Source organism: candidate division Zixibacteria bacterium HGW-Zixibacteria-1 (assembly GCA_002838945.1).
Classification (GTDB): Bacteria; Zixibacteria; MSB-5A5; order GN15; family PGXB01; genus PGXB01.
Genome location: PGXB01000016.1, coordinates 83,251 through 92,281, shown reverse-complemented (window position 1 = coordinate 92,281; position 9,031 = coordinate 83,251). Strand labels below are relative to the sequence as shown.

Here is a 9,031-nt window from a genome sequence, read left to right as displayed (position 1 = left end):
GTATCGGTATATAGGCACAATTCTGTTGCGATACTGTTGCGGACCTGATTCGAAGGTCTCAACGGCAGAATCGACAGAATAATCAGATCGGGAAGCCGCCTTCGGGCGGCTTCCTTTATTTATATCTAAATGGCCAGAATTTTGAATAAGTTGATTCTCAGTTTTTTGTTTTGATATATTTCAGGCCCGGAGAAAACAATAAGTCATAATAATAATATTTTTCGCCCTGCCTGACAGAATCAGCCCTTTTCATTACCATCTTAAGCAGAACAAATCAAATTCAGGTCAATAGGGTGGATAAATGATGAGCCGCACCAGGATAAGATTCTGCAAACTCGATTCGGCTGAAGAATTATATGCCGACAGGCCCCAGTCGGTTTTCGCCGCCAGGTTTATTATCTTTTCAGCAATATCCATATTATTGATCGATCTTTCTTACAAGCTGGCCGCCGGAATAACCTTTCAAACCAGGGAAAGCTGTGTTCTTCATTCGACATTTCCCAAATGGACTTTTTTGTTATATGAAAATTTAATTGAGCTGTTTCTTATAGTTATTGTCGGAGTTTTTGCCGCAACGGTGGTCGAAAGGTATTTCTTAAAAGTCAGACGTGTCCTTCCGAGGAACTGCTTTACCGCCTTTATTTATGCTTCAGTCATCCCAATTTGCTCGTGCAGTGCCATTCCATTTATAAAAACCATGGAAAATAAAATACCCTATCGGGCATTGATAACTTTCGTGATCGCAGCGCCGCTTCTAAATCCATATATCATCATGGTATCAATAACGGTTTTAGGATATAAATATGCCGTTTTGAGAATTGTTTGCTCACTGGTTCTGGCCGTTTCCACCGGTTATATTGTGGAATTATTTCATAAGCGCGAAAATTTCGCAAGACCCTATAAATTATTGGGATGTGGCGGCCAAAGCATCTGCAAAATGGATAATGATTCCATTTTTATAACGAGTATGAATATTATAAGAAAAATAATTCCCTTCATTCTGGTGGCCGGTGTATTAAGTTTTTTGTTTGAAATGGTCAATCCGGGAAGCTGGCTTCAAAGTCTTGAACTTGACGGCGGCATTCTTGGAACTGCCGTGGCCATCCTGGTGGGTGTGCCGATATATTTTTGCAACGGGGCCGATGTTTTATTTCTGAAGCCGTTTATACATCATGGCGCCATATCTGCGGGAGCGGCCATGGCGTTTTCACTGACATCCACCTCAATCTGCATCTCTTCCATGGCTATGCTCATAAAATTCACCGGAAAGAAAACTGCTGTTGTAATCCTTATCTCAATTATTGTCGTGACAATTCTTCTCAGCCTGATAATACAAATGCTCCCGGTTGAATTCTATTCTAATATGAACCTGGGGAGTATTTAGATATTTCCAATAATGCATGATAGTTCAATAAGCTTTTACTCGGATCTGTAGAAAGATTGACAGACCGCTTTGATACGGTACGAAATGACTGCCTATCTGGATGTTGTTGGCTACGCCGGTGACGGCTCAGTCAATTTGCCGGACAGCGCTGTCTCATCGCCTGAAATACTCGATGAACCCGGTCTGTCGGGAAATGTTACTCCGGCCGATATCTTGCTGACTCAGGGCGCGACGACCATGCAGGATTTGGTCACGACCATTATTACCATTCCTGCCGATGGATACATCATGGTCAGCGCGGGTGCCACCATGGAGGCCTCAGGAACGTCCAAGGCGAGTCAGATCTATTTGCAGATCGATGAGACCGCCGGCGGAAATATCGTCAGCCCGTATTTTGTCATGTCAGGGTCCGGTGACCATGATACGCCCAGCAGCAGGCATTATTTGTCGATGTCCGTCGAGAGGGTATATTTCAAATCCGCCGGGACATATGAATTTCGCCTGGAGGCCAAAGCAAGCCCTGATAACGGCAGCGGCGCCGAGACCAGAATGCAGCGGCCACACATAACCGCCATTTATTTGCCGACTGCATATGGCCAGATTAATGCCTCAAATTAAGGTGGAGGCTTTATGAGAGTAATAACTCAGAAATTGGCTCAGATCATTATAGTGGTTGCATTCATGGCGGCCATGACCGGCCCTGTCGCCGCGGCGGGAAATACGACTGCGAAGGGCCTGGCTATCGGGGGACCTGCTGTATGGCAGGTGCTGGCGGGCGGAGGAACCAGCAACAGCACTTCCGCCGATTACCGGCATTCCGGAACAATCGGTCAGACGGCTGTATTTCAGGTTATGTCGTCTTCGAATACAATTAAATCCGGCTTCTGGATGAGCGCCGGGAATGGCGGTCCCTGTGAAGGAATACCGGGTGATCCCAATGCCAGCGATTCATATAATATCCTCGATCCGGCTTATTTGATTAATTTCCTGTATCGTAACGGTCCGGCACCGGCTCCGTTGGCTCTGTATTCCGGCGATCCGAATTGCAGTTGCGACATTAATATACTCGATGTCTCTTTCCTGATAAATTATCTTTACAAGGAGGGGAACGATCCCTGCGTCTGCAACGATTGGATCATCGGATGCGGTCTTCCGATCAGGTAGAAAGCAAAAAGGGCAGTCAATTGACTGCCCTTTTTTTATATTTTGAAATTATTCCAGAGTGATGATCGTCGTATTTATAACGCGCCCGGCAATAAAACCACGCGAATCATATCCCGGCGCCGAGATATTCTTGCGATTATAATAATTTAATATCAAAGAATAAACCCCCGGTGTAAGACCGGTCAAATTGGAGGACGCAATCAGGTGACTGCCGTCATTGGTTGTTTCCACCATAAAGCAGGAATCTCCTTCAGTGCTTACCAGCAACAATTCGATCGTGCCTCCGCCATAGTCAAGCCAATTGACCAGCAAATCGCTGCTCCGGCTGTGAGTGGACATGATGGTCGGAATTATCACATACGGATTTTTGGCTGGAAAGGCTATTGAATCCACCAGAGCCGGGGCGCTGCCTGAGGCGGTTACGGTGAAAATATAATTTTCACCAAGCTGGATAAAAGGGTTGGCAATGGTTCCGAATTCGGGATATGTATATCCTCCGATGGCGGCGGCCCAGGTCAGAAGATATTGCTCGCATGTTACGGAAATTCCGGGAATCGGATTGACCGGGTCGCATGGCGCATAGGCGGAATCAAAACTTGCCGTGATCCCGTCAATAAAAGTCGAATACCCCCCCAGATAAGAAACATTTCTGGCCACAACCAGCTTGGCGAATATACCCTCAGCCGCCGAACTCGTATCTATCATGACGCAGAAGTCCGAAAGATGGCTGATTTCCGCGGAAACAGAATTATCAATGATATTCACGCTGCTTAGAATATCAACCCAGCTTGAATTCTCATAGGCGCAGATAACGATCTCAGCCTCTGGTTTTCCCCCGAGCTTTGACTCGTCATAATCAATGGTGATCGTGGCCGGCGAATTGAATATCAATCCCGATGGTTCGATTGTGAACATTGCCGACAGTGGCTTCATGGGCGCCGTCGGCTGAGTGACGGCATCAGCCCGGGAAATCGCAAAAGAGGTTGTGTCGGTAACGGCTCCGACCGGGATATCGAGCTTGATCATACCGGCTATTTCGATCATGCCGCCGTCGGGTCCGATATTTTCGCCGGCCGTAATAGGCTCATCCTTGGAGTTGTTCGTCGATGAATCACCAGAGCAGCTCCAAAACACCACCCCAATAATCAAAAAAACGAAAATCGATTGTAGATAGGCCTTGCACATGAGAACTCCTTGTTTATTGATTTTTAGATTCGAATATTATTATTATACTGCCTGACACGGGAAATGTCAAATCGTCAAATACGACTAATTAGGATTAAATCTTCTTTTTTTTATTTTGTTGACAGAATCAAACTCCATGTTATATTTCAATAAATAAGGCAGCGATACCCGCTTAAAAATAGTTAATGATTCTGCTTTATCTGCATGTTGGAGTATAGGCACAAACCACATAAAGGAGGCTTCATGAAAGCCGCAGTATTTACCGTCGTACTGTTATTTCTCTTTACAATTTCAATTATGGCTCAACAGCCTGAAAAAGTCTCATACGGACCGAATTATCTCGAATCCAATCCGAATGTGACAACTTATCAAACCAATGACCGAGGAATTCCCCGCTTCGTCGAAGGAAATCTGTCGGATCCGGCAAAATCGGATGATATCACGGCAACGGCATTCGATTTTTTTGAAAACAACCGCGGGGCATATAAAATGGCCAATCCGACCGAGGAATTGATGGTCGGCAAAATCGAAGAAGATGATTTGGGAATGCGACATATTCGCTTCAACCAAACTTATAAGGGAGTAAAAGTTATCGGGGGTGAGCTATTCGCGCATTTCACGGCGGATAATATTCTCAAAACGGTCAACGGTACTTATATCGATAGAATAAATATCGATGTCAGGCCCGATCTGGCACAGGAAGAAGCGGTCCGGCTGGCCTCCGATGACCTTTCGGGCTTTTTTGGAGCCGGTCAACCCGGATCGCCCGAACTGGTGGTTTTCCCCTGGGAAGGCCAGAATTACCTTTGCTGGCGGCTGTTTATTCTATCGGATACACCCATGGGGCGCTGGGAATATCTGGTTGATGCCAAAACCGGCGACATTGTCTTCAAAGCCAACCGCATTATGGATGTCGATGTCTGGGGAACCGGCATCGGCGTCATGGGACAGGCGCGCAACTGGCTGGATATCTCGAACACCGGCGGCACTTATTACATGATCGACTACACGCGCCGGTTGAACAATAATGTCCACGGACACGGCGGGCAAATGCCCAGCGGTAATTATATTCAGACCAATATTGCGGGCTCTTCCCTCCCCGGTTCGGTTGCCACCGATGCCGACAATTACTGGGATAATGCCACAACCCAGCGGCCGGCGGTCGACGGGCACACCTATACCGGTTTGATGTATGACTATATGCTAAGCCAGTTCAACCGAAACGGCTACAACGGCAACGGGGCCTCCATGCTCACCTCGGTCAACTACAGCGCCGAAGGCGACAACAATGCCTACTGGAACGGCAGCCAGATAGTAATCTGGAGCTGGTCCACCGGCTGGCGTTCGCTGGCGGGCTGTCCCGATGTCATCGCCCATGAATGGGGTCATGCCATAACCGAATACACCTCGGGCCTGGTTTATCAGAAGGAACCGGGGGCGTTAAACGAATCATTCTCCGACATGATCGGTGCGGCTTTTGAGTTTGCCCACGACACTCTTGACACGCCCGACTGGCTGATGGGTGAAAACGGTCGTACCACCGGCGTCGGATTCAGATCAATGTCCGACCCGCACGTTTACGGCGATCCTGATTATTATGGAACCTCCGACCCCTACTGGGTAAACGTTGTCGGCTGTACCCCTTCATGGTACAATGACTATTGCGGAGTTCATACCAACAGCGGTGTCGGCAACAAATGGTTCTTTTTGCTTTCCGACGGCGGTATTCATCATGGTATAACCGTTTCCGGTATCGGCGTCCAGAACGCCATGAAAATAGCCTATCGGGCCAACGCCTATTACTGGAATTCACAAACTGATTATCATGAAGCCGCGCTTGGGACGATCTCGGCCGCGATGGATCTCGATCCGAGCGGAGCCTGGGCCCTGCAGGTGTCCAAGGCATGGAATGCGGTCGGTGTTACGACGCCCGGCCCGTCGCTGGCCTTCTCATATCCCGAAGGTATCCCCGAAACCGTTATGCCGGGCGCAATTACGACATTTCCAGTGGTAGTTACCGGCATTCTCGGCGGCGAAGCGATTTCAGGAAGCGGACAGTTACATTATTCCATCAACGGCGGGGCATATATTGTCGAATCAATGACCCAAACCGGAATCGATGAATATGAGGCGTCACTTCCGGCAATCTCATGCGGCGATCAACTGCAATTTTATGTCAGCGCCGAAGAAGCGACTTACGGCATCTTCTATGATCCTGATCCGAGTTCACCCAATGTGGCCAATGCCGCCACGCAGGTAACCACTGTCTTATATGACGATTTCGAAACAAACCAGGGGTGGACGGTGTCGGGAGGACTGTGGAACCGGGGTGTTCCGACCGGAAGCGGCGGCCAATACGGAGGTCCCGATCCTTCCAGCGGAACTATCGGCCCCAATGTCTACGGATACAACCTTAACGGTGATTATGAAAACAGCCTGCCGGAAAGGCATCTCACCAGTCCGGTACTGGATTGCTCCGGTCTGTCCAATTTAAAATTATCATTCTGGCGCTGGCTCGGGGTGGAACAGCCTTCTTATGACCATGCCTATATCAGAATCAGCACCAACGGAACCACCTGGACCACGCTTTGGGAAAACACCGCCGAGGTAGCCGACCAGCAATGGGTCTTTATGGAATTCGACATTTCGCAATACGCCGATAATCAGCCCACGGTTTACCTTCGCTGGACCATGGGTACAACCGATGGTTCCTGGCAATATTGCGGCTGGAATATCGACGGGGTCGAAGTGACCGGATACACCTGTGATGAAAATGCACTCGTTATTACAACAGATGATCTTCCTGACTGGACGGTAAAACGAACATATTCTCAGCAACTGGAAGCATCGGGTGGAATCGGCGTCAAAACATGGAACGATCGTGATGGTGATCTGGCCGGAACCGGTTTATCTCTGGCAACCGATGGAATAATCTCCGGAATGCCCATGGATGTCGGAACCATTTCTTTTATAGCCAGAGCGGTTGATGAGGAATTACATACCGCGGATAAGCCTTTCACTTTCAATATAAACGCGGCATTATCCATAACAACCTTTTCCCTTCCGAACTGGACCATAGAAATTCCATATTCCCAGCAATTGGGTGTCAAGGGAGGAACCGGTACAAAGACCTGGATTGATAAAAACAACGATCTGTCCGGCACCGGCCTGACATTATCGAACAGTGGTCTTCTGTCAGGCTCTGTGATAAACCCCGGGCCGATCAGTTTCACGGCGATGGTAAGCGATATTGCCGGCGATACTGAAGAAAGAGTTTTCAACATTACGGCCAATCCTCATGTCGTGATTACCACCGATTCCGTTCCATCGGGATTAAATGAAGTCGAATATTCCTGCCAGCTTGAATCCACGGGCGGCACTTCGCCTCTAAGCTGGACCGATAAAAACGGCGACCTGGCCGGATCCGGAATGTCTTTGTCGACAGGCGGCCTGATTTCCGGAATGCCTGCCGCATCCGGCGATTATCCGTTCACAGCCATGGTAGTGGATGCCGTCGGCGACGTTTCAGAGAAACCATTTACCATTACAATCATATCCGTTCTGGCCATTATTACGACAGATGTGCCTGACTGGACCGCCGGATATCCTTATTCAATTCAGCTGGAAGTCGTGGGCGGCGTTGGCGCCAAAACCTGGTCGGATAAAAACAATGATCTCGACGGTACCGGTTTAAGCCTGTCGCCGACCGGATTATTGTCAGGGACCCCGACGGCCGTAATGGAAATTACCTTTACGGCCATGGTCGTGGATGAATCCAAAATGACCGACGAAAAAACATTCAGCATTACCATCAATCCGGCTCTCGAGATTACCTCCGATTCCTTCCCCGACTGGACGGTAAATGTTCCTTATACTCAGCAGTTGCTAACTGCCGGAGGTACGGGAAACATTGTCTGGCATGATAAGAACGGAAATCTGGCTTCGACCGGTATCTTGCTTTCTGCAGAAGGAATCCTCTATGGTACACCGGTTCAAGTGGGATTGATAAGCTTTACAGCAAAGGCCACGGACCAGGGCGGCGCCGCAGTCGAAAAGCAGTTCAGTTTCACCATCAATCCGGGAATAATGATCATTACCTCGGAACTGCCCGAAGTTACCGTTAATATGCCCTGCTCACATCAGCTTGACGGAGACGGCGGGACCGGGACTCTTACCTGGGCCGATAAATACGGCAATCTTTCCGGAAGCGGCGTAAGCCTTTCCGCAGACGGGCTTCTCTCCGGAACTCCGACCAGCGCCGGCTCGACAGGATTCATTGCCCGGGTAGTCGATGAAGTGGGCGCTTTTAATGAATTGAGCCTGACCTTGGTGGTCAATGAAGCAGTTAGTATATCAACCGAACAACTCCCGGACTGGACAATAAACCGCGACTACAGCCAGCAACTTGCATCATCCGGCGGAACCGGGAGTATCTCCTGGATGGACAAGGATTCCGACCTGGAAGGAACCGGCCTGTCGCTCTCGGCGTCGGGACTTCTGGCCGGTATTCCGACCTCTACAGAACCGATATCATTTACCGCCCTCGCGGCAGATGAAAGCGGCAGTTCGGCCGAAATGGTTCTCGGGCTGAACATTAATGAATCGGTGTCAATTACTACAACCTCTTTACCGTCCGCGACGGTCGAGTTACCGTATACCTTCCAGCTTGAAGCATCAGGCGGAACCGGCGGTAAAATCTGGAGTGATATGACGGGCGCCCTGGATGGCAGCGGTTTGACCCTGTCATCGGACGGCCTTTTGACCGGCACGCCGCTGGCAGTATCCGATATTGAAATCACGGTTGAAGCCGAGGATATTTGCGGCAGTATGGACGAGGTGGTTTTTACGCTGTCCATCCGGCCGGCTTATGTATGCGGTGATGCCGATGGCAATGAGAGTGTCAACATTCTCGATGTATCATTTTTGATCGCATATATATATCGCGGCGGACCGGCTCCGGATCCGATTGAGTCGGCCGATGCCGATGCCGGCGGGTCGCTTAACATTCTGGACGTTACATATATTATCGCTTATCTCTACAAGGACGGCCCGGCACCTGTTTGCCCTTAATTGCAAATTCCAGCTCTCTCCACTGGGGCGACATTAAGTCGCCCCTTTTTTATTCAAAAACATCGACCACCGGAATAATTCCAGGAATAAACGACTGACCCATATTCGTTCACTCACTGCATTCTCGAAAAAATAGCCTGTCTGTTTAAATTATATATTAAACATAATGCCTTTTTGATAAGTCGAAACATATGCATCCTGAATACGTAATGAGAAATATGCCGTCAC

The 9,031-nt window shown here is 49.0% G+C and carries 5 protein-coding genes; 4 read left to right on the top strand and 1 reads right to left on the bottom strand.

The annotated features are described in order from the left end of the window. Nucleotides 1-301: 301 nt before the first annotated feature. From CVT49_08110 to CVT49_08100, 3 genes are all read left to right on the top strand, one after another. Nucleotides 302-1,384, top strand: a complete 1,083-nt coding sequence (locus CVT49_08110; GenBank protein ID PKK83587.1) for a hypothetical protein — start codon at nt 302-304, stop codon at nt 1,382-1,384. Nucleotides 1,385-1,468: 84 nt separating this feature from the next. Continuing rightward, a complete protein-coding gene (locus CVT49_08105; protein ID PKK83586.1) occupies nt 1,469-2,002 on the top strand; it encodes a hypothetical protein in 534 nt (177 codons plus the stop codon). Nucleotides 2,003-2,014: 12 nt separating this feature from the next. Beyond that, nucleotides 2,015-2,548 (top strand): hypothetical protein, encoded by a 534-nt coding sequence (locus CVT49_08100; GenBank protein ID PKK83585.1) that lies wholly within the window; start codon nt 2,015-2,017, stop codon nt 2,546-2,548. A gap of 48 nt (nt 2,549-2,596) precedes the next feature. Here CVT49_08100 and CVT49_08095 read toward each other — a convergent pair whose 3' ends face one another. After that, a complete protein-coding gene (locus CVT49_08095; GenBank protein ID PKK83584.1) occupies nt 2,597-3,733 on the bottom strand; it encodes a hypothetical protein in 1,137 nt (378 codons plus the stop codon). Nucleotides 3,734-3,937: 204 nt separating this feature from the next. Between CVT49_08095 and CVT49_08090 the strand changes: the two genes are divergently transcribed. Beyond that, entirely contained in the window at nt 3,938-8,803 is a 4,866-nt protein-coding gene (locus CVT49_08090) for a hypothetical protein (protein PKK83583.1), read from the top strand. The last annotated feature ends 228 nt before the right edge of the window (nt 8,804-9,031 follow it).

Excerpts from the sequence above, each read along its gene's own strand:
- CVT49_08095 (PKK83584.1), bottom strand. The coding sequence starts at position 3,733 with ATGTGCAAGGCCTATCTACAATCGATTTTCGTTTTTTTGATTATTGGG.
- CVT49_08100 (PKK83585.1), top strand. The coding sequence starts at position 2,015 with ATGAGAGTAATAACTCAGAAATTGGCTCAGATCATTATAGTGGTTGCA.
- CVT49_08090 (PKK83583.1), top strand. The coding sequence starts at position 3,938 with ATGTTGGAGTATAGGCACAAACCACATAAAGGAGGCTTCATGAAAGCC.
- CVT49_08105 (PKK83586.1), top strand. The coding sequence starts at position 1,469 with ATGACTGCCTATCTGGATGTTGTTGGCTACGCCGGTGACGGCTCAGTC.
- CVT49_08110 (PKK83587.1), top strand. The coding sequence starts at position 302 with ATGATGAGCCGCACCAGGATAAGATTCTGCAAACTCGATTCGGCTGAA.